We start from the raw sequence: 18,659 nt of genomic DNA, 5'->3' as shown, positions 1-18,659 counted from the left end.
CTCACCAGATGTCCGAGACGAAGTGGTACCAGGCCAACCCTCGGAACTCGCTGCTCCGGGTGTTGACCGCCGCGAGCGCGTTCGCGTGCTTCTGGCCCCAAGTCCCCTCGGGGGCATACGCGCGCATCGTCTCGAGCACGCGCTGGAGCCGGGTCGGGTTGCCCGGATCCGCCGCGTAGTCGCTGATCCGGAGGTGGAAGTCCTCCACCTCTCCCGGCTCCTTGGAGAGCAGTTCGCGCCAGAAGTGCAGCGCGTCCTGTGAGATGCGGTTGCGGAAGTCGGGCTGGGCGTAGGGCCCGATGGGCGAGATGGGCGCGTACTTCAGCTCGGACAGCAGGGCCTTGAGCCCATCGCGTTGTTTGTCGTTGAAGCGAGCATCCGTGGGCGTGCCGTCGACAGCGTTCAATGAGGCCAGGATCGCGTTGGCTTCCTCTTTGGCTTGAACGGGCGAGTTGATGAACAAGGCATCGCGCAGCGCCTTCACGTTCTGGCCGCCGTCGCTCTCGTTGAAGAGCGCCCTGAGCACCCGGCGCACCGTCTTTCGCTGATCGTCGGCGACCCTGTTGGGAACGGTCGTGGGGGTCCTCTGTGTCTCCTCCGCGGTGGCCTCGTTCGTCTTCTTCTCGTCCGTCATGGCGATTCCCCTCCCTTGGCACTGCGCGAAGGCCTGCCATGGCAAGGATTGAACCAATGCCTTGTCCCACGGGGGCGCCGCGGGCTTCCGTCGTGCGGGTGGACGTTTCCGACCAGTGTCGCGCGATGGTTGGTCGGTTCCGTCCACGACTCCGGGCGTTGGGGCCGGGGCCACATGCGAGGGTATTCCGTGGCGGTGGCACATGGCTTGCGGTGTCTTGGACCGCAGGAGTACGAACCCGACTGGCCCATGAACATCCTCATCGTTGACGACCAGCGCAGTGCGCGTCGCATCCTCGCGAGCATCCTGTCCACGCAGGAGGGACTGGTGCTGCATGAGGCGTCCTCGCTCGAAGAAGCGCGGAGGGTGCTGACAACCACCGCCATCGATATCGGGCTCATCGACGTGCGGCTGGACGCGGACGCCCGCAATCGGGATGGGCTGGTGCTGGTGGCGGAGATCCGCGAGAAGTTCACGGCGCTTCCCGTCGTCGTCACGGCCTCCAGCGAAATGGAGGAGATCCGCGCGGCCATGCGAGCGGGGGCGTACGACTACATCCTCAAGGACGAGCTGTGCGAGGAGTTGGTGCTCCCCATCATCCAGGGGCTGGGCAGCCGGCGCCGGTTGGAGCACGAGGTGCTGCGCCTCCGGGCGCGCCTCACCCCCGAGACGGGCATCCAGGGGCTGGTGGGCACCTCTGAAGTCATTGGCCGGCTGCGCACCGCCATCCAGCGCGTCGTCCTCTCGGATCGGCCGGTGCTCGTCACCGGGCCCACGGGAGCGGGCAAGGAGGTGGTGGTGCGCGCCATCCACGCGCTGGGTCCGAACTCAGCGGATCCGCTTCTGGACCTCAACTGTGGCGCCATCCCGGAGCTGCTGATGGAGTCCCAGCTCTTTGGCCACGAGCGGGGTGCGTTCACGGGGGCGGATCGACGCCAGGACGGCTACCTCACCGCGGTGCGCCGGGGCACGCTGTTCCTGGACGAGCTGGCCGAGCTGCCGTTGTCCCTTCAAGCCAAGCTGCTGCGCGTGCTGGAGACCGGGCGATTCCGCCGGGTGGGGGCTACCGCCGAAGAGCACTTCCTGGGACGGGTCGTGGCCGCCACGCACGCGAAGCTGGAGGAGCGCGTGCGCCAGGGGCGCTTCCGGGAGGACCTCTATCACCGGCTCAATGTCCTCAACGTGCGCGTGCCCTCCCTGGACGAGCGCACCCAGGACATCCCCGCGCTGATGGCCCACTTCTGCCGCCAGCAGCCGCGCCCGCTGCGCTTTTCCCAGGAGGCAGTGGAGGCCCTGTCCCGGCGATCCTGGCCGGGCAACGTCCGGCAGCTTCGCAACTTCATCGACCGCCTTGCTGTCTTTTGTGACGAGGATCCCATCGGCGCGGAGACGGTGGCTGCCTATCTGGAGCCTTCGCAGGGCCCGGTTCCCGCCGAGGACGGTCTCATGGCCATGGCGCGCGCCATCCTGCAGCTGCCCGTGGCGAACAAGCTGGAGGCCATCGAGTCCACCCTGCTCAACGAGGCCATGGCGCTCGCTGGCGGCAACAAGAGCGGCGCGGCGCGGCTGCTTGGCATCGGGCGTAAAGCAGTGGAGAGACGGTTGGAGCGCAAGGACGAGCCGCCCGAGGTGGAGTAGCCCGCGGGCCTCGGACGCTTTCGTCCATCGTGCCCGTGCCTTCTGGCTGAAGCCGGCCAATGTGCACTGGGTGGATTGCTCCCGCCACCGCGTTCTCCCTCGCGGGTCGGCGCGTGACGGTGACGGCACGACGGTTGCTGTCCTCTGGATGACGGACGGAGCGCCAGGCCCGGCGTCGCCCACTCCGCCCAGGGGGAAACATGCCATCGAAGAATGCTTCGCTGCTGCCTCATTACGAGTCATTGCGCGGTCAGCTCCAGCACGCGCTCGTCGTGGATGCGCAAGCAGGAGAGCTGCTGCACAGCCTGCGGACGCTGGATGCGCCTTTGGCGCAGCTGTTGCCGCAGAACGTGGTGGCGGCGACCGCGCCGCATCTGGAATTGGCCTTCGCGTGGTACCCGGAGAACGCCCCGCTGAGTCTCTACTTGTATTGCAACAACGTGCCCGTTCCCGGCTCGAGGGGCATCTTCTCCGGCGGGCGGCTCTTCCTCCCCATCCCCGCATCGATGCTGAAGCCCTCCGGGACGGAGAACGAGCTGGTAGCGGTCATGCGCTTCCTCATCGGAGGCTGGAAGTACCAGCTCTGGGTGGACGTGGGCGGCCAGCGCGAGTTGCTGGACCAGGGCCGCGACAATGACCCTGGCAATCCGAACGACGACAGCTTCATCCGCACCGTGCGCTTCGGAGGGGGGCAGTCATGAGCATGCGCATCCGCTCCGAGCAATTCAGCAGAGGGCTCATCGTGCTCGCGGGAGTGCTGGCCTCGAGTGCCAGCGCGCAGGACCTTCCTCCCGAGATCTCCGCGGTCAACGCCACCGACTCCGCGGCCAAGCGCGACAGTCAGCCCACGGTGGACCCGTGGATGGCCTCCTCCTCGACGGCGCTCTTCGGCCGGCCGACGGTGGGGGAGTCGTTCAAGTTCTCCAGTGAAGCCAGCAGTACCGGGACGGTGCTGTCGGTCGGCTTCTCACCCGGCGCGCTATGGGCTCCGGGCAATCCGAAGCTGACGAACCTGCAGGTGGCGAGCGCCTACAGCATTGGTGACGGCATCGGATCCTTCTCCCTCAAGTGGGCCGCGCCCTTCCGGGACGTCCGCACCTTCTCCACCGCGGACTGGCAGCGGGTCTCGGATGCTTCCGTGAAGGCCTACGAGGCTTGTGACGCCGAGGTGAAGGACAAGAGCGAAGAGGGTCTGGCTCCGTGCCTGGAGAAGCGCACCGCCGCCGAGGACTCGGAGATTGCCCGCATCCGCCCCGGTCTGAGCCTGGGGGCCAGCGTGGGTTACGGGTTCCGCTCCCAGCGGCTGGAGCGGCTGGCCGCGAACGTTGCCTACGATCAGAAGCTCTGGAGCGGAACGTCGCTCATCATCAACGCGGACATGGAGTCGCAACTGCGGGAACTTCCGCAGGAGGACGGCGGCCTTCGCGTGGAGCGAGCCTGGCAGGCGGGAGGAAGTGTGGGCCTGGCCTGGAGACCCGGGGTGGCATTCCTGAAGCAGCGGCTGGAGCTGTCCGCGGGCGCGAAGGTGCTCCAATGCCTCCAGAGCTGCGGGGAGAACCCATCGAGCGTGAAGTTCGGCCCCCAAGCCAGCTTCGCCCTGGACAAGAACACGGTGCTCGGCGCGTCCGTCAACTGGACGGGCGAGGCCTCCAGCCTGAGGGATGCGCTGGTGGGCGTGGCCGTGTCGCACAGCTTCGGGTTGCTCAAGTAGCGGCGCTGCCGGGGAAAGCGCCCCCCGCTTGTAGGCGCGGCGGGCTTCACAAGGGGACAGGGGAAGGCCCGCCCTGGCCGGCGGACCCCCTGGAGACCTGAACCCGCCGATAAGCGCAAGGCTGCCCGCCGGGCTGCTTCCTCTGGTACGGAGGGGGGAATCTGTCGCACAACATCGCCCGTTAACTGGCGCGTTCGGGTGGTCTAGAACGCCGCCGGCCCTCTTCTGGAGCAACAACCGTGAGCAGTCTCATGAAGGAGTCCGTGCTGCGCGTGCACCACTGGACTGACACCCTCTTCAGCTTCGTCACCACGCGGGACCCGGGTTTCCGCTTCGCCAGCGGCCAGTTCACGATGATCGGCCTGGAGGTCGAGGCCCGCCCGCTGCTGCGCGCCTACAGCATGGTGAGCGCCCACTACGACGACCACCTCGAGTTCCTGAGCATCAAGGTGCCCGGCGGGCCCCTGACCTCCCGGCTGCAGCACCTGAAGGAGGGCGACAACATCCTGGTCAGCAAGAAGGCGACCGGCACGCTCGTCCTCAAGCACCTGCTCCCCGGCAGGAACCTCTACATGCTGAGCACGGGCACGGGCCTGGCGCCCTTCCTCAGCCTGGTGAAGGACCCGGAGATGTACGAGCAGTTCGACCGCGTCATCCTCACGCACACCTGCCGGCGGGCCGAGGAACTGGCCTACCACGACCTCTTCCTCCACGAGCTGCCGCACAACGAGTTCTTCGGGGAGCTGGTGAAGCAGAAGCTCACGTACTACCCGAGCGTCACGCGCGAGGACTTCCGCAACACGGGTCGCATCACCGACCTCATCCAAAGCGAGAAGCTGTTCAAGGACGTGGGCCTGCCTCCGCTGAACCCGGAGGTCGACCGGGTGATGCTCTGTGGCAGCCCCGGCATGCTCTCGGACCTCACGACGATGCTGGAGGAGCGCGGCTTCCGGGAAGGTACCCCCGGAGAGCCCGGCCACTACGTCACCGAGAAGGCCTTCGCCGAGCGCTGAAGCGGCCACGCCCCGCTGCCTACTTGAGCGGGTTGTAGCCGGGTTTCTTGTAGAGGCGGTCCCACTGGCTGGCGATCTCCGGCCGGTAGACCGTCTCCGGCCAGTCCGTCGGGGAGACCTCTTCGATGGCGACGGAGATGGCGCCCTCGGTGCTGCCGAGGGCCTCCATCACGTCCTTCACGATCCGCTCGGCGAGCTGGGTCTTCTGCTGCTCGGACTTGCCGGGGTAGAGCTTCACGGTGACGTGGGGCATGGGCCGATCCTCTACTTCTGGGACGGGTCCTTCGCGGGGGCAGGCGTCTTGAACGTCTCCTTCGCGACGTTCATCGCGGACAGGGCCTTGGGCCAGCCACAGTAGAAGGCCAGGTGCGTGAGCGCCTCGACGAGCTCCGGCTCCGAGACGCCGTTCTCCCGGGCCTTCTTCAGGTGGAAGGGCAGCTGCTCGGTGTTGCCGCCCATGGTGAGCGCGGCGACGGTGACGAGGCTGCGGTCGCGAGGCGCGAGCTCCGTGCGCTCCCAGACGTCGCCAAACAGCACGTCATCCGTGAGCTGCACCATCTTGGGCGCGAAGTCGCCCAGCTGCTTCTTCAGCGCGGAAGGTTCCTTCTTCATGTTCATGGCTCCCTGGGCCGCGGACGGCCCCTTGGCGTACTGCTCGTCGCTGACCTTCTCCAGCCAGGTCACGTTCTTGCCGTCGAGCTCCTCCTGGACGGCGATGTGGCTCATCCGGGTGTTCGCCGTGGCACCGTGCCAGTGCTTGACGCCCGCGGGGATCCGCACGACGTCGCCCTCCCGGAACTCTTGAGCGGGGCCGTCCCAGCGCTGGACCCACCCGGTGCCGGCCGTGACGATGAGGGTCTGTCCCAGAGGATGGACATGCCACGCGGAGCGGGCGCCGGGCTCGAAGGTGACGGAGCCTCCGGTCGCTCGCCCGGGTGGTTTCGCTCCGAAGAGGGCCTGCCGGTGCACGGTGCCGGTGAAGTGCTCGGCCTCCGCCAACTCCACGGGTCGCGAGCCTCCGCGTGAGATGGCGATTTCCGGGCCTCCCTGGGCCGGTGTCGCCGCCACCGGGGCCCCGAGGGGGAGGGCCACGGCAGCGAGGATGCATGACAGACGCAGCGGGTTGCACGGTCTCATGCCGGGATGGGTACGCCCAGCTTCCACCGGCCGCCAGGAGGCAGGCGTGAACGGGCTTTGAACCCAGGTTTGATAATGAGCGCGCCGTGAAGCTCTACACCCGGGCTTCAATCCCAATGCGACGTGATGTTTCAGGTGATTGGTTTTTGCCTTGCTGAATTGCAAGGACTTGCCGATTTCCGATATTTAGACAGGCGCGGTACTCACCCGAGAGGAGCTCCCGATGCTGACGCGTGTCGTGAAGAGTGCTTTCGTTGTGATGGGGCTGTCCCTTGCGCTGGCCTGTGGTGGAACGGAGACGGCGGACGTTGACCCGACGGAAGGCGTTTCGGCCGATGTCCAGGCTCCTACGACGGATGCGGTCTCGGACGACGTCTCCGCCCAGAACAAGCCGGGCTGCGGCGCCTGGAAGCAGCCGTGTTGCGAGTTGAAGTACTGCAACCAGGGTTACGAGTGCGATCCCTCGACCCTGAAGTGCCTGCTCTGAGATCCGGCTTCGGTCTGACGTCAGAGCCATGAAGAGCAAGGCCGGTGGCCACGGTGCCGCCGGCTTTTTCGTTTCTGGCGGGACAGGGACGGCGCGTGAGGGCTTCCCGGAGAGCTTCGGCTGGCGCCATCCTGGCGGTCCATGTTTCACGAGTGCTGAAGATACTTTACTGCAAGCTTTCCGTTCTCCAGATGCGCGACGAAGACAATTTTGCTAATGGCAATAACCCCGGTCCCGTTACGAAATTTTCGCGGGTGGCCATAGACCATCTTGATGGTGAGTAGCTCAAGTTTTTGATTGAGTGGATTGTTCAGCATGGTGGTTTTCTGACCGTGCGCTGACCTTTTCATGTCTAGCGGAGGAGTTGAAGGGGGATGGTTGTAAAGACTGTTCGCCGTTGCTCTGTTGATGCCTGAATTATTCTTTCTGTATCTGCTGAGCTGTGTGCGAATTCTTTCGGCGCATCGTACCTTTAGTTTTTCGAATTGTATGAAGCCTTCTTCTATTTTGAATTCAGGGTCGATGGTTGCGAGTTCTTTGTCGGTGAATGGCCACCAGTTCCGATTGTCATTGATCATTACGTCGATGATTTTTCGTTGCGTGGCGAGAGGCTTTTCTCCTGATTCGCCAGTGAGTTGATTCGCGGCCTTGGCGATCATGTCGTCGACAGCTGAGTTTTCGGTGCTTACTGTGTGCTTGAATTGGATCGCTTTGGCGAATGGTTCGTTGGTTCCCACTGTGACGTCTGCGTGGGTGAATTCGATTGGGCGGGCTTTGTTTATGTGTTTGTATGCGCTCTCCATTTCACGTGAGTAACCCATGATGATGCCGTGGATCTTTCGGCCCCATTCTTCGTGTTTTGCTCGAAAAGAAATCAAGCTGGTCCACTGGATCCAGTTCGTCGTGCCTTTCTGGGACGCCATCAGATTGGAAGCGATTGTTGCCTGTATGGGGGGCTCGATTGCTTTGATCATTGTGCTGATTTCATCTGCGACTGCTTTCATTCTTGCCAGGGCTGCGGTCGCGTCGTTGTAGTAGTTGGACATTGGGCTGGGGTCTTTCGGAAGTTGATCGGTAATTGTTGATTGCCGTTGGACGGTAGGCGCAGTTCCTCAGGGGGAAGGCGCCGAGAGTAATTGCTAAAAGCAGGCCTCGGTGAGCGCGAGGGACGGAAGGATCCCTCGCGCTCCTGGGTATGACTCTGGCTTTGTGTCCGTTATGCCTTGCGCTCCTAGCCTCCGGCAGGGACGGCGCCTGGCTTGCTCGAGAGCGCCTTCATGATGGTGAACTGGCGCTTGCGGGCATCGCTGGCGACCTTCGTGAACTCCGTCTCTGCCTCGAGTTCCTCGGCCTTGGAGCGGGCCTGGGCCTTCTTGAGCTCGGACTCGGCCTCCGCCAACGCGCGCCGCGCCTCCTGGGCCTTGGAGCGCTCGTCTGGGGTGAGCTTGGGCTCATCCTCCTTCGCGGTCTTCAGGTCGGCCTCGGCCTTGTCCAGCGCCTTCTGCGCCTCGGCGGCAGCCTTGTCCGCGGCATCCTTCCGGTCCTTCGCCACCTTGGCGGCATCATCCGCCTTCTTCTGCTCGGTGCCAGCCTCGTCCGCCGCTCGCTTCTGCCGGTCGAACTCCTCCTTCTTGCTGTCGCGCTCGGCCTCAAGGCGGGCGCTCTTTCCTGGCTCGCCCTTCATTGCCCGGAAGTTCTTCTGTTCGTCGTCGCGGGCCTTCTCCGCCACGACGACCGGGGCGCGGGCCTTTTCAATGGCCCGCTCCCTGTCCAACTCGGCGCTCGCGAACTCCCCCTCGATCTGGGCGATCTGCCACTCGGCCTGCGCGGTCTCCAAGGCGAGCTGGTTCTTCTCGAAATCGTTCTGCTGCTTCTTGAAAGTGTCTTCCATGTCCTTGGCCTGCTGGTTCAGGTCCTGGGGAAGCTTGGGAGAAACGACGACATTCGGCTGCGGCGTGGGCATGCACTGCTCCTTCTGGGTGGGTGTTGCGGGAAAGGTGTTGGCTCACGGCACCTGGGTCGTGGCCTGGCCGGGGGAGAGCGTCTGGATCACGCCTCCCCAGGTGCACATCAGCTTCGAGGTGTTGTTCAGCGCGGGCGTGTTCCCGATCAGCACCGTGGGCGCTCCCGTCAGCCAGGGAGCGGGCGTCACCGGCACGCAGGGCATGGGTGTCAGTACGCCCAGGGCGGCGGCCGTCGCGGCGGCCACGGTGGGGTTGCTCACCGAGTTGCACATCCCGAACGGGGGGATGTTCACGAACGGCGCGTGATCCATGATCGTCGCCGCCGGCTGACCTCCGACGAGCACCTTGTTCGTGGGCAGCACCGCCAGCGTGCTTGGCGCCACCCCGAAGCTGCACTGCATCGTGGCTCCCATGCAGGTCTGTAAACTCATGCCGGTTTTCCTTTCAGTTGGGTCAGTCCCATGACGACCTTGATGAGCCACGGGCGGGAATCCGCTGGCGCGAACTCCACCGGTTCCTCAATGGACGTTCCGTGCTCGAAGACCGTTCGCTTCGCGAGCTGCCCGTCGGGATAGAACTCCAGGGCCTCGCCGTGGGGCTTGCCGCTCACGTAGTGCGTCCGGGTGCGGACCTGGCCGTTGCCGTAGAACTCAACGGCCTCGTCCGTGAGCTGGCCCTTCGCGTAACGCGCCTTGCGGAGCAGCGCTCCTAGCGGGCTGAAGCTCTCGTGGTCGCCGTCCAGCTTTCCTTCCCGGTAATGGGCCTTCAGGGAGGGCTGCCCCGTCTCGGCGTGGAACGCGGTGAAGGGGCCGTGCAGCAAGCCCCGGGAAAACGTCTGGTTGAGTCTTGGCTGTCCGTGCTCCTGGACAGACGCCTCGCCGTGCAGCACTCCATGGTTGAAGGTGAACTGCTGGGCCAGCGTGCCTTCCTCGTACAGCTTCAGCACGCCGTGTGGCTTGCCTTCGGCGTCGAGCGTGTATTGCTTGCGCTTGCGGCCCTGCTCGTCGCGCTCGGTCACCGTGGCGGTCTTGTCGTCGGGCGGGCTCAATTGATCTTCACCAGGCCGCCCTTCACGGTGAGCGTCGCGCCGCCATCCACGGTCTGGGCAATGCTGGCCTTGTTGGTCAGCTCCATGCCCGCGTCGTTGACCAGGTTCTGGCTGGCCTTGTTCGTCAGGTTCGTTCCGGCCTTGTTGGTGAAGTCCGTTCCCGACTTCTGGGTGAGGCTCGTGCCGGCGGTGACCGTCAGCTCCTGCTCCGCCTTGAGCGTCAGCGACTTGCCGGCCTTGATTGTCACAGCGCCCGTCACGTCGAGCGTCAGGTCTCCTTTCACCGTGAGGACGTAGTCACCGTCCACGTCGTGGGTGAACTTCGCCTTGCTGGTGTGCGACTCATCACCGGTGATGGTCAGCGTCCGCTTGCCTTTGACGTCGTGGGTCTCATCCCCGGTCTCCACGGTGATGACGCGGTTGCCCTTCTTCACCGTCAACGTGTCGTCCGCTTCCTCGATGGTCGTGGTGCGGGCGTTCTTGACCGTGACGTTGAGGTCCTTCTGGGCCTGGAGGAAGACCTCCTCCTCGTCCTTCTTGTCCTCGAAGCGCAGCTCATTGAAGCCGTCGCCCTCCTTGGAGGACTGCGTCTTGAGCGTGCTTCGCGTCTGGTTCTCCGGGAGCGCGTAGGGGACGGTCTGTTGCGCGTTGTAGATGGCGCCCGTGACGAGCGGCCGGTCCGGGTCCCCTTCGAGGAAGGTAATCAGCACCTCCTGGCCCACGCGGGGCAGGAACATGCTGCCGAACGACTTGCCCGCCCAACCCTGCGCCACGCGGATCCAGCACGAGCTGTTCTCGTCGCTCTGGCCCTGCTGATCCCAGTGGAACTGCACCTTCACGCGCCCGTACTTGTCGGTCCAGATCTCCTCGCCGCTCTTGCCCACGACGAGGGCGGTCTGCGCGCCCACCATCACCGGGCGGGGTGTCCGCGGCGCGGGCCGGAAGGGGACATCCGCCGGGAAGGCCTCGAAGCTGTTGCTGTACGCCTCGTCCGTCGCTGCGTGGACCACCTGGCGCAGCACGTAGTCCCCGTTGATGCTGGCCCGGTCGTGCTCCGCGAGCGTGAACCTGCCCCCCGAGGTGAAGGCCCGGACCCGTCCCCGTCCGCACAGCGTCTTCGCTGGCGCCTCGGCGGCCTGCTTGCGCAGCTTCACCCGCGCCTCTCCGTCCGCCTGCTTCAGGAAGCCGCCGGGGTACTCGTAGCGCCGCAGCGAGGGACTGGCGCCCGCGGGCACCTCCGCGCTCAGGGGGGCGGTGGGGACCTCGAAGTCGAAGTCGCCCATCGCGTGCGCGGTGGGGACGAGCTGCTGCTCCAGCGTGCACTCGGTGAGGGTGTCCTCGGGCCGGAGCGTCGTGTCCTGTCCGGCCACCCGCACCTGCTCCAGTCCCGCGCAGGCCGTGTGCGCGGAGGCGTCGTCCGCGAGCACCAGGGTGTGCTTTCCCTGCGCGTGCTCGAAGAAATAGAAGATGCCCTCGTCCTCCAGGAGCCTTGAGACGAAGTCGAAGTCGCTCTCCTGGTACTGCACGCAGTAGTCGCGCGGGGCATACGTGCCCTTCAAGTCCTTGCGGAAGTCGCCCAGGTTGTGGCGCTTGAAGGTCGCCTCGACGATCTCCGGTACGCTCAGGTTCTGGTGGATGCGGCTGTCGCGCGTGAGGGTGAGCAGCCACAGCCAGGGCCGCAGCTCCGCGAAGTAGGTGGTGAAGTCCTTGCGCGTGCCGGCCTGGATGAAGCGCGTGACGAGACCGTGGATGTACCGCGGCGTCCCGTCCGGCAGCTCCAGCGTCACCGTGGCGCCCTGGCCCACCACCTGCGTGAAGTCCAGGTCGCCGTGGCGCGAGTGCAGCTCCAGGTCGAAGCGGAAGGGCGCGCAGAGGCGCTCCTCGCCATGGAAGGAGCGCGCCAGCAGCACGTCCTTGCCCAGGGGCGTCTCGATGCTCAGGTAGATGGAGTCCTGGGTGTCCATGGGCGGCTCAGGCGCTTCGGATGTGACGGCTGGAGAGGCGCACTTCGAGAGGCTCGGCCGACGGCGTGATGGGACTCAGCCAGGAGGTGCGTCCCAGCCTCGGTCCGCGATTCAGCTTCCTGCGGCTGCGCAGCCTCAGCGCGGGGGCATCCTTCGCATCCAGCAGCAGCACGAAGTCGAAGGAGAGGTGGGGCGGCGCCACCAGTCGGGTGTACGTGACGGCCGTGCCGAAGGCGGTGTGACCCGGGAGGAGCTGGACGAACTCGCGCCACGGCAGCGGGCCGATCCGCAGCGTGAAGCGCGCTTGCGGATCCCACGCGCGCGTGCCGAGCACCGCGCCCCGGCCGAGCGCCAGGCTGCCCGTGCCGATGCGTGTCTGCTGTTCGGGCGCGAGCGGAAGCCAGTCGCCCACGAGCGGCTGGCCCTCCACTCGGGTCCCCAGTCGCTCCGCCAACAGTTGCTCCAGGGCCGACATGGAGTCGTGCGCACCCGACGTGAGGACCCGGGTGTGGGGAATCAGTCCCAGCTGGAGCCGCTCCGGCCAGTCCAGCGTGCCCAGGACCGCGCTCAGGTACCGCGCGAAGGGGTGGTGCCGGGGATGGCTCACCCCCATGCCCACCCGGCGCCGGGCGCGCGCCTCGTACATCAGGGACACGAGGCGGTGATTGAAGATGTCCAGGAAGTCCCGCAGCGCGGAGTCCCCGTCACGGAGCCGGTCGTGGAGCAGCTCGGTGAACGGATCCGGCAGGGGGCCGTGCGCTCCGGCCATCCCGAGGAAGTTCACCCACAGCTCCAGCGTCCCGTCCTTGTCCCGGCGGAGCGAGTCCACGTCCGTGGCGGGGAAGGCCATGGACGTCGAGGAGCGGAAGCGGACCTTCTCGAGCGGGTCCGCCTTCGTTCGCAGGTTCATCTTCAGCAGGCGCACGGCCTGGACGCGGTCCTTGTGTCGCGGGGCACCCTTCCTTCGCCAGTCCGCCTTCCTTGGCAGGTCAATCCTCAGCCGGCGCACGGCCTGGGAGAAGTCGAAGCGGTCCTTGTGTCGCAGGGCCTTCTTCCTTCGCCGGTCCTGCTCCCTTCGCAGGTCTATCTTCAGCAGGCGCACGGCCTGGTAGAAGTCGAAGCGGTGCGCTTCCTCCCGCAGCCGCTGGTTCACAGAACGTGCATCTCGCCGGACATGGGTGGCCATTGCTTCCTCCTCTCCGTCTTTCCGGTGAGCGGGTTGTGCGCCTCGAGCGTCAGCCGGACCAGGGTGTTCACCGGCGCGTTGAGCCCGAAGAAATGGTTGAGCACCGCGCTCAGCAGCAGCGCGCTGCCGCCCACGAACCGCGACTCATCCACGGTGAGCACCAGCTCCAGGCCCCGGCAGAAGCCGCGCCAGCCGTCCGCGGTCATCGGGTGCACGAACTCGCGGCTCCCCAGCATGAGCAGCCCCTGGAGCTGGTCCTCCAGTGCCTCGTCGCCCTCGTACCCGTGGCGCCGGATCATCTCCCGCAGCACCTCCACGCCATTGGGGAGCGCGGTGATCGAGTGGTTGCCGAAGGAGACCTGCGAGACGAACTGCCAGAGGGTGCTCCCTCCCAGCGGTGGATCCCGCTGCGGCGTCGGCGCTTTCAAGAGGCGCACCTCCTGGAGCGGGAGGCCCCCCGCCCACTGCAGCTGGGCGCCGGAAGGCAGCCGCGAGGCGAGGTGCCGGTTGGTGCAGAGAATGCGCGCGTAGAGCGTCCGCTCGTCCGGGACGCTGGGGTTGAAGTCCAGGTCCAGGAAGGACAGGTACAGGTCCGTCCCCAGCGCCTGCTCGCCACGGGCGGGCTCGCGGCGCGCGCTCCAGAACGTCCGGGGCTTGCGCTGCCCGACGGCGTGGTTGAAGGCAAACATGGGCGAGACCACACCCGTCGAGTCCTTTTCGTTCGTGGAGGCGCGCACATCCTGGATGGAGTGCACCTCCGTGGTGGACTCCCACTGAGCGTCAGGAACCAGCCGGTACTCGGTGCGCCGGTGATCCACCCGGATGGGCTCGCTGACCCGGGGGAAGAGGTTGACGACGGGGGTGCAGCCCGTGAGCAGGCTTCGGTCCGAGAAGCCGGGCCGGTCGTCGGGTTTGACGTCCAGCGGGATGGCCAGCTCCAGGAGGTTGCCCTTCGCCGCCTGGACGTTCTGTCTGCCGGGCTCCAGGTCGAAGAACAGGAACTTCTCCGGGAAGACGCAGTACTCCTGCAGGAGCCGGTGGCCGGTCCGCCCGTGCCGGTGGCCCGGGAGCATCGCTTCGTCCGCGGCGAACCCCACCGGCCGGATGGGCTGTCCTGGCAGCAGCCGCAGCTCCTCACGCCTCTGTGAATCCCGCTCGCCGGAGAGGACGGCCAGCCCGAGCGCGTGGTGCGCGAGCAGCTCGTAGAGCCAGCAGGCCTCCATCGCGCCTCCGCCGAGGAACAGCCGGAGTGTGTCCATCTCCAGGCTGGCGAAGGGACGGCGCTGTGATTCCAGCCGGATGGACAGGACCGCCTGGGCGGGGCCCCGGTCCGTCGAGAGGGGCTTGAAGTCCTGGATGGAGCGGAGGCGGACCTCCTTCACCTCCACGGGCCACAGCGTGGTGGGGTAGCGGGTCCGGAACCAGCAGCTGGCCTTGCCCGGTGTCTCCTTCGTGAACAGCGGGGTGTCCTGAGGGAGCGTCAGGCCGCCGGGAGGAACGGCGCCAGGCTCCGGCACCAGGCGGGCGATGGCCATGGAGGGCATCGGCTCCACCAGATGGGGGGCGATGAGGCCCAGCAGGGCGGTGCTGATCTCCGGGAGCTGTTGCTGGAAGCCGTGCTGCACCCGCGCGGTGAGGAACGCGAAGGACTCCATCAAGAGCGCGGTGTGCGGATCGTCCCAGGCCTTGTCCACCAGGCCCAGCCGCTGGGAGACCTTGGGGTGCTTCATGGCGAAGCGCCCGGTCGACTCCCGAAGTTGAGCCAGCTCCTGTTGATACACCCGCAGCAGGGCATCTCTGGGTTTCACGTGGGACCTCCCGCGCGGTTGCGCAGTTCCAGGGCGAAGGTGAGGGGCTCGGCCCGCTTCTCCATCCACAGCAGGCCGGACACGAGCACGCGCAGCACGTCCTCCCGGGTGGCGTGCGGCTCCACCGCGACCCGCACCTCGCCCAGCCGGGGCTCGAAGGCGGTGATGGTGTGTGCCAGCACCTGGGCCAGCCGGGCGCGGTCCGTGGACGACGCGGAGCGGAGCGTCGCCATGTCGGGCAGGCCGTAGTCGAGGACGGTCCACGCGTCCGGCGCGAGTGTCTCCGCCTGCTGGAGCGTGAGGCGGCTCCGGGTGTTGAGCAGCCGGGTCAGCTCCCGGTGCACCGACTCCCGCAGCTGCTCCTCGCTCAGGGTCTTCGGCAGGTGGGCTCTCCGCCGCCGCGGCTCATCGTCAATGAGCCGATCGAACAGGGGCATCGGGGCCACATGATTGTCATTGCGCTGTTTCATCTCGTGGCTCCGGTGCCCCTGTCGTGGGGACCTACGCGTTCTTCTCCAGGTCCCAGGACGCCGAGACATCACCGCTGGCGGTGCCCGGGCTGTCCTGCTTCTGCTGCTTGTAGGCCCACTTGATCGCCGTGTAGTTGAGCGAGAGGGTTTCGATGGGCAGGTCCCCACCACCCGCGCCCACCGACACCGAGCCGATGATCACGTTGTCCAGTTCGTAGGTGAAGAAGGCCACCGGCGCGCTCTTGGAGTCCTCTTCGCTCGCCTGGTAGATGGTGATGACGGCCTTCTTCAGGTTGTTGCCACCGCTGCAGTAGTGATTGAGCGACGGTGACGTCTTGTCGACGTACTTGGTGATGGTGAAGTCCTGGTGGGAACACCGGCCGTGCCTGCGGCTGGTGTTGGAGGCGGAGCCCGCGGAGAGCGGCATGGACACGCCATGGCTGAAGGAGAGCAGCTCGATCTGATCCTTGCCCTCCGTGGTGGTGGACTGGCCGGCGAGCGTCTTGACGTCAGGGAAGCTGATGTAGATGTTTTGCATGGTGGGTTATTCGAGGCGTGAAAGGGTTCAGGCCGCGGGCGGCGGCAGGCTGGCGACGAGCCGGATGGAGGCGTTCAGCTCGTTGAGCTGGAAATGGGGCTTGAGGTAGACGATGGCCTTGTAGGAGCCCACCTTGCCGGGCACCTCGGTGACGTCGATCCGGGCCTCACGCAGCGGCTGCCGGGCCTTGATGTCCTGGGAGGCCTCGTCGTTGAGCTGGACGTAGTCGCTGATCCAGTTGTTGAGGAACGAGGCGACGTTCCCGCGCGTCATGAAGCTGCCGACCTTGTCGCGCATCATCGCCTTGATGTAGTGGGCGAAGCGCGAGGCCGCGAGCAGGTAGGGCATCATCGACGACACCTGCGCGTTGGCGGTGGCGTCCAGGCTGGAGTATTTCGTGGGCTTGTTGGTGCTCTGCGAGCCGAAGAAGACGGCCTTGTCGTCCCCCTTGCGGTAGACGAGCGCGAGGAAGCCCAGGTCGTTGAGCTCCTTCTCCCGGCGGTCGGTGATGGCCAGCTCCGTGGGGATCTTCACGACGTCCTCCCCGCTGTCCGTGGTGAAGGTGTGCAGGGGCAGGTCGGAGACGGTGCCTCCGCCCTCGAAGCCGCGGATGGCCGCGCACCAGCCGTACAGCGAGAAGGCGTGGGTGATGCGCTCGCCCAGCTTCCAGGCGGCGTTGCCCCACAGGTACTTGCCGTGGGCCTTGGCGCCCTCGCCGCCCTTGCCTTCGACGCTGAGGTCCTCCTCGAAGATGAAGCCATCCACGGGGACCGTGGCCTTGCCGTAGGGCAGCCGCATCAGCACGCGCGGCAGCACCAGGGTGGCGTAGCGCGAGTCCTCCGTCTCCCGGAAGCTGCGCCACTTGATCATGTCCGACGCCTCGAAGCGCATGGCCAGGTCGCGCGGCACGTCGAGCCCGGTGAAGTCGTCGTCCTTGAGGCCGAACAATTTGGGACTCGCGGCGGCGATGAAGGGCGCGTGGGCGGCGGCGGCCACGTTGGAGAGGTTCGTCAGCAGCGCCACGTCCTGCGGCAAGTGGGTGAACTCGTAGTCGCCGATGAGCAGGCTGAACGGATGCCCGCCGAAGGTGCCGTACTCCTCCTCGTAGACCTTCTTGAAGAGCGCGCTCTGGTCGAAGTCGATGGCGCTCTCCAGGTCCACCCGCAGCTCCTCCTTCGTGGCGTGCATCACGCGCAGCTTGAGGCCGGTGCCGGTCTCCGTGTTCTTGACCAGGGAGTGCAGGCCGCGCCAGGTGGCCTCCAGCTTCTGGAAGCTTTCGTCGTGGAGGATGTCGTTGAGGAGCCTGGAGAGTTCCTCGTCGACGTGGGCGATCTGGACCTGGAGCATCGTCACCGTGTTGGGACCGACGACGACCTCCTCGGTCTCGATGAGGTCGACGAGGATCGCGGTCAGCGCCTGCGCTTCGTCCGGCAGCTGCTCGTCCTTCAGGTCACCCTTGATCTGCCTGACGAGGCTGTTCACCAACTTCGCGTCGATTGCGGTTGCTTCCGTGGACATGGCTGGGTTCCTGGGCTGGGATTACGGGTGGGTGGCGTTGAACGCATCGAGCTGCTGCTGGGTTTCCGCACTGGCGGCCTCGGCGGCACCGTGGAGCTCCTCCAGGCTCGCGTGGAGCGTGTCGAGGTTTCCGACGGCGACGGGGGCCTGCAGGACCGTGTGGATGTCATTGATGCGGGCTTCGATCTTCTTCACGGTCTCCAGGGCCTGGCGGGCGTCGCGACGGGCCGCGATGGCCTTCTCCCCGGTCTTGGGGTCCATGAACCGGCGGGCCTGGATGACCCGGGCGTCGGCGGCGGACGTGATGGCCTGCTGGTGCTTCTTGATGAGGACCCCGGCCTGCGAGAGCTCCAGCTCCGCCGGGAGCGAGGCGGGGAAGGCGGCCTGGAGCGCCGTATCGAGCGCGGCCGGAACGCTCGGTGTCGTGGCGTAGGCCTCCGCCGCGGTGGTGATGGCGCCGGCGTTGGCCTGCGGCAGCTTCTGGAGGAGCACCTTTTTGGCAGTGGTGAGCCTCTCTCCGTCGCTGGTCTGCTCGTCCTTGTCGGCGCCCAGCGCCCTCTCCAGGTCCCGCAGGGGGACGCCAATCCCGCTTTTACCCTCGGCGATGTGGCGGAGCGCCTCCACCGCCTTGGTGAGTTCAGCCGCCTTGGCCTGGTCACTGGCCAGGGCCTCCAGCCCGATGACTGACTGGAGGTCGTTCGCCGGGCCCGCCTTGAGCGCGGCCAGGGCCTTCGCGACGGCGTCGGCGTCGGCGGCCTTGACCGCGCCGCTCAGCGTGTCGAGCTGGCCGATCAGCGCCTTGCCCTCGCCGTTTGCCAGGAGCTCGTCGATCTTCTCGCGGAGCCTGGAGGCGACACCGGGTTGTTTGAGCGCCGCGGGGTCCGCTCCCGGAAGCAACTGCTTCAGGTGGTCGCAGGCTCCCTCCATCCGGTGGACCGCCTTGGCCGCCTGGATGACGCCGACCACGGCCCCCACGCGGTCCAGGAACGCCTGGGCCTGCGTGCTGAGCGTCCTGGCGGCGTTGACAGCCTTGGTGAAGGGCTCGCGGCGCCGATCGACTTGATCCGCCTTGGCCTTGGCCGTGGCCTTGGCATCGAACACCTTCTTGAAATCGGCGTTCAGGTTGTCATTGCCGCTCAGCTTCGCCACCACGTCCACCAGACGCTGGCGCTCGCGCAGCAGCTTGTTCATCTGGGGGGCCTGCTTCACGATCTGGAGCGGCTCGAAGTCCTCCATCTTCTTGAAGGTGAGCCCGGCCGGCCCCGCCTTCCCGCCAAGCTTGAGCGTGGGCGCGAGCTTGCCCATGAACTCGTCGAAGGTGTCGCGGTCGATCTGGACGAACTTGCGCTGCTTGAGCAGGTCGCCCGGATCGGTATTGCCCAGCAGGTCCGCGAGGATGCCCACCACCAACGGGAGCTCCATCTTCTTGGCGGAGCCGAGCGTCTCCACGTCGTAGGTGATCTGCACCCGCGGCGGCCTGTTCCGGTCCAGCCAGTGCTGCTTGCTTTCACTGCTCATGGTCTTGCTTCTCCTGTTCGTGGGT

General features: G+C 66.3%; 19 protein-coding genes. 5 read left to right on the top strand and 14 right to left on the bottom strand.

The window, feature by feature from the left end; genetic code table 11:
- Nucleotide 1: 1 nt before the first annotated feature.
- Nucleotides 2–634, bottom strand: coding sequence for a hypothetical protein (locus D7V77_RS00630; protein WP_120574318.1), 633 nt, complete (start codon nucleotides 632–634; stop codon nucleotides 2–4).
- A 249-nt stretch (nucleotides 635–883) separates the two neighbouring features.
- Here D7V77_RS00630 and D7V77_RS00625 point away from each other — a divergent pair, with 249 nt between their 5' ends.
- The 4 genes from D7V77_RS00625 to D7V77_RS00610 all read left to right on the top strand — a co-directional run bounded on the left by D7V77_RS00625 (nucleotide 884) and on the right by D7V77_RS00610 (nucleotide 4,996).
- The gene (locus D7V77_RS00625) at nucleotides 884–2,272 is read left to right on the top strand and encodes a sigma-54 dependent transcriptional regulator (RefSeq protein WP_158624245.1); all 1,389 of its coding nucleotides are present in this window, start codon (nucleotides 884–886) and stop codon (nucleotides 2,270–2,272) included.
- A 200-nt stretch (nucleotides 2,273–2,472) separates the two neighbouring features.
- Entirely contained in the window at nucleotides 2,473–2,973 is a 501-nt protein-coding gene (locus tag D7V77_RS00620; RefSeq protein ID WP_147451939.1) for a hypothetical protein, read from the top strand.
- On the top strand, nucleotides 2,970–3,983 hold the full coding sequence (locus D7V77_RS00615) for a hypothetical protein (protein WP_120574315.1): 1,014 nt from the start codon (nucleotides 2,970–2,972) through the stop codon (nucleotides 3,981–3,983). The genes D7V77_RS00620 and D7V77_RS00615 overlap by 4 nt, the downstream gene beginning before the upstream one ends.
- Before the next feature lie 251 nt (nucleotides 3,984–4,234).
- A complete protein-coding gene (locus D7V77_RS00610) occupies nucleotides 4,235–4,996 on the top strand; it encodes a ferredoxin--NADP reductase (protein ID WP_120574314.1) in 762 nt (253 codons plus the stop codon).
- Nucleotides 4,997–5,015: 19 nt separating this feature from the next.
- Here the strand turns inward: D7V77_RS00610 and D7V77_RS00605 are convergent, their stop codons facing one another.
- The gene (locus D7V77_RS00605; RefSeq protein WP_120574313.1) at nucleotides 5,016–5,249 is read right to left on the bottom strand and encodes a tautomerase family protein; all 234 of its coding nucleotides are present in this window, start codon (nucleotides 5,247–5,249) and stop codon (nucleotides 5,016–5,018) included.
- 11 nt (nucleotides 5,250–5,260) lie between these two features.
- The gene (locus D7V77_RS00600) at nucleotides 5,261–6,088 is read right to left on the bottom strand and encodes a carboxymuconolactone decarboxylase family protein (protein WP_233596550.1); all 828 of its coding nucleotides are present in this window, start codon (nucleotides 6,086–6,088) and stop codon (nucleotides 5,261–5,263) included.
- Between the two features lie 268 nt (nucleotides 6,089–6,356).
- On the opposite strand from D7V77_RS00600, the gene D7V77_RS00595 reads away from it, so the two are divergent.
- Nucleotides 6,357–6,620, top strand: coding sequence for a hypothetical protein (locus tag D7V77_RS00595; protein WP_120574311.1), 264 nt, complete (start codon nucleotides 6,357–6,359; stop codon nucleotides 6,618–6,620).
- Nucleotides 6,621–6,766: 146 nt separating this feature from the next.
- On the opposite strand, the gene D7V77_RS43115 is transcribed toward D7V77_RS00595, so the two are convergent.
- The 11 genes from D7V77_RS43115 to tssB all read right to left on the bottom strand — a co-directional run bounded on the left by D7V77_RS43115 (nucleotide 6,767) and on the right by tssB (nucleotide 18,634).
- Nucleotides 6,767–7,666, bottom strand: coding sequence for a hypothetical protein (locus D7V77_RS43115; protein ID WP_147451938.1), 900 nt, complete (start codon nucleotides 7,664–7,666; stop codon nucleotides 6,767–6,769).
- A 185-nt stretch (nucleotides 7,667–7,851) separates the two neighbouring features.
- Complete coding sequence (locus tag D7V77_RS00585; protein WP_120574309.1) at nucleotides 7,852–8,583, bottom strand: hypothetical protein; 732 nt, start codon at nucleotides 8,581–8,583, stop codon at nucleotides 7,852–7,854.
- Nucleotides 8,584–8,625: 42 nt separating this feature from the next.
- A complete protein-coding gene (locus D7V77_RS00580) occupies nucleotides 8,626–9,015 on the bottom strand; it encodes a DUF4280 domain-containing protein (protein ID WP_120574308.1) in 390 nt (129 codons plus the stop codon).
- Nucleotides 9,012–9,632 carry a toxin-antitoxin system YwqK family antitoxin gene (locus D7V77_RS00575; protein WP_120574307.1) on the bottom strand — a complete coding sequence of 207 codons (621 nt, stop codon included), beginning with the start codon at nucleotides 9,630–9,632 and terminating at the stop codon, nucleotides 9,012–9,014. Before D7V77_RS00575 ends, D7V77_RS00580 begins: the two co-directional genes overlap by 4 nt.
- Nucleotides 9,629–11,596 carry a type VI secretion system Vgr family protein gene (locus D7V77_RS00570; RefSeq protein WP_120574306.1) on the bottom strand — a complete coding sequence of 656 codons (1,968 nt, stop codon included), beginning with the start codon at nucleotides 11,594–11,596 and terminating at the stop codon, nucleotides 9,629–9,631. Before D7V77_RS00570 ends, D7V77_RS00575 begins: the two co-directional genes overlap by 4 nt.
- Nucleotides 11,597–11,603: 7 nt before the next feature.
- The gene (gene tssG / locus D7V77_RS00565; protein WP_120574305.1) at nucleotides 11,604–12,782 is read right to left on the bottom strand and encodes a type VI secretion system baseplate subunit TssG; all 1,179 of its coding nucleotides are present in this window, start codon (nucleotides 12,780–12,782) and stop codon (nucleotides 11,604–11,606) included.
- Nucleotides 12,746–14,590, bottom strand: coding sequence for a type VI secretion system baseplate subunit TssF (gene tssF / locus D7V77_RS00560; protein WP_158624243.1), 1,845 nt, complete (start codon nucleotides 14,588–14,590; stop codon nucleotides 12,746–12,748). The genes tssG and tssF overlap by 37 nt, the downstream gene beginning before the upstream one ends.
- Nucleotides 14,587–15,027, bottom strand: coding sequence for a type VI secretion system baseplate subunit TssE (gene tssE, locus D7V77_RS00555; protein WP_158624241.1), 441 nt, complete (start codon nucleotides 15,025–15,027; stop codon nucleotides 14,587–14,589). The genes tssF and tssE overlap by 4 nt, the downstream gene beginning before the upstream one ends.
- Before the next feature lie 64 nt (nucleotides 15,028–15,091).
- Nucleotides 15,092–15,598, bottom strand: coding sequence for a type VI secretion system tube protein Hcp (locus D7V77_RS00550; RefSeq protein ID WP_120574302.1), 507 nt, complete (start codon nucleotides 15,596–15,598; stop codon nucleotides 15,092–15,094).
- Nucleotides 15,599–15,625: 27 nt separating this feature from the next.
- On the bottom strand, nucleotides 15,626–17,116 hold the full coding sequence (tssC, locus tag D7V77_RS00545; RefSeq protein ID WP_120574301.1) for a type VI secretion system contractile sheath large subunit: 1,491 nt from the start codon (nucleotides 17,114–17,116) through the stop codon (nucleotides 15,626–15,628).
- Between the two features lie 21 nt (nucleotides 17,117–17,137).
- Nucleotides 17,138–18,634 (bottom strand): type VI secretion system contractile sheath small subunit, encoded by a 1,497-nt coding sequence (gene tssB / locus D7V77_RS44490; protein ID WP_120574300.1) that lies wholly within the window; start codon nucleotides 18,632–18,634, stop codon nucleotides 17,138–17,140.
- Nucleotides 18,635–18,659: the final 25 nt, after the last annotated feature.

This window comes from Corallococcus sp. CA041A (assembly GCF_003612075.1).
GTDB classification, from domain to species: Bacteria; Myxococcota; Myxococcia; order Myxococcales; family Myxococcaceae; genus Corallococcus; species Corallococcus exiguus.
Note: the sequence above shows the minus strand (reverse complement) of the source record. Positions and strands in the feature narration are given on the sequence as shown.

Coding starts and splice junctions, on each gene's coding strand:
- tssB (WP_120574300.1), bottom strand. CDS start 18,634: ATGAGCAGTGAAAGCAAGCAGCACTGGCTGGACCGGAACAGGCCGCCG.
- D7V77_RS00605 (WP_120574313.1), bottom strand. CDS start 5,249: ATGCCCCACGTCACCGTGAAGCTCTACCCCGGCAAGTCCGAGCAGCAG.
- D7V77_RS00585 (WP_120574309.1), bottom strand. CDS start 8,583: ATGCCCACGCCGCAGCCGAATGTCGTCGTTTCTCCCAAGCTTCCCCAG.
- tssE (WP_158624241.1), bottom strand. CDS start 15,027: ATGCCCCTGTTCGATCGGCTCATTGACGATGAGCCGCGGCGGCGGAGA.
- D7V77_RS00570 (WP_120574306.1), bottom strand. CDS start 11,596: ATGGACACCCAGGACTCCATCTACCTGAGCATCGAGACGCCCCTGGGC.
- D7V77_RS00630 (WP_120574318.1), bottom strand. CDS start 634: ATGACGGACGAGAAGAAGACGAACGAGGCCACCGCGGAGGAGACACAG.
- D7V77_RS00595 (WP_120574311.1), top strand. CDS start 6,357: ATGCTGACGCGTGTCGTGAAGAGTGCTTTCGTTGTGATGGGGCTGTCC.
- D7V77_RS00620 (WP_147451939.1), top strand. CDS start 2,473: ATGCCATCGAAGAATGCTTCGCTGCTGCCTCATTACGAGTCATTGCGC.
- D7V77_RS43115 (WP_147451938.1), bottom strand. CDS start 7,666: ATGTCCAACTACTACAACGACGCGACCGCAGCCCTGGCAAGAATGAAA.
- tssC (WP_120574301.1), bottom strand. CDS start 17,116: ATGTCCACGGAAGCAACCGCAATCGACGCGAAGTTGGTGAACAGCCTC.
- D7V77_RS00610 (WP_120574314.1), top strand. CDS start 4,235: ATGAAGGAGTCCGTGCTGCGCGTGCACCACTGGACTGACACCCTCTTC.
- tssG (WP_120574305.1), bottom strand. CDS start 12,782: ATGGCCACCCATGTCCGGCGAGATGCACGTTCTGTGAACCAGCGGCTG.
- D7V77_RS00550 (WP_120574302.1), bottom strand. CDS start 15,598: ATGCAAAACATCTACATCAGCTTCCCTGACGTCAAGACGCTCGCCGGC.
- D7V77_RS00580 (WP_120574308.1), bottom strand. CDS start 9,015: ATGAGTTTACAGACCTGCATGGGAGCCACGATGCAGTGCAGCTTCGGG.
- D7V77_RS00615 (WP_120574315.1), top strand. CDS start 2,970: ATGAGCATGCGCATCCGCTCCGAGCAATTCAGCAGAGGGCTCATCGTG.
- D7V77_RS00625 (WP_158624245.1), top strand. CDS start 884: ATGAACATCCTCATCGTTGACGACCAGCGCAGTGCGCGTCGCATCCTC.